Annotated in this window: 1 protein-coding gene; it reads left to right on the forward strand. The window is 40.7% G+C overall.

Annotation, left to right across the window (positions count from 1 at the left end):
* A partial coding sequence (locus tag A6M55_RS09145; protein ID WP_197491686.1) for a pectinesterase family protein occupies window positions 1-756 on the forward strand: 756 nt, incomplete at both ends.

The following is a 756-nucleotide window of genomic DNA, read 5'->3' on the forward strand; positions in this document are numbered from 1 at the left end:
TTACAATCAAAATCAAAAAAGGGATTTACAAAGAAAAACTCGAAGTTTATAGCACATTGACCAACATAACTTTTATAGGCGAAAGCCTCGATAGCACCATCATTAGCTACGATGATTTTTCGGGAAAAGGCAAAATGGAAACGTTCGATTCTTACACGCTCAAAGTTATGGGCAACGATATAAAGTTTAAAAACCTGACCATCGAAAATACCGCAGGAAGAGTCGGACAAGCAGTAGCCTTACACGTTGAAGGCGACCGTTGTACGTTTGAAAACTGTAAGTTTTTGGGAAACCAAGATACTATTTTTGCTTCGGGCGAAAATTCAAGGCAATATTTCACGAATTGCTACATCGAAGGTACGGTCGATTTTATTTTTGGTTCGTCAACAGCTTTGTTTGAAAAATGCCACATTCATAGCAAAACCGATGGCTATGTTACGGCCGCTTCTACGCCAAAATGGGTAGCCTACGGCTATGTTTTCAAAGATTGTAAACTAACTGCCGATAAAGCTGCTACCAAAGTTTATTTGGGCAGACCGTGGCGAGATTTTGCCAAAACTATTTTCATTAATTGTGAACTCGGCAGCCACATTCTACCCGAAGGCTGGAACAACTGGGGCAGACCCGAAACCGAAAAAACAACTTTTTATGCGGAATATGGTTCAAAAGGCGAAGGCTCAAATACGCAAAGCAGAGTAAGATGGGCTCACCAACTCAGCGAAAAAGAAGCTTCATCCTACACCAAAGAAGAAATAT

The sequence above is a fragment of the Emticicia sp. MM genome (assembly GCF_001649495.1).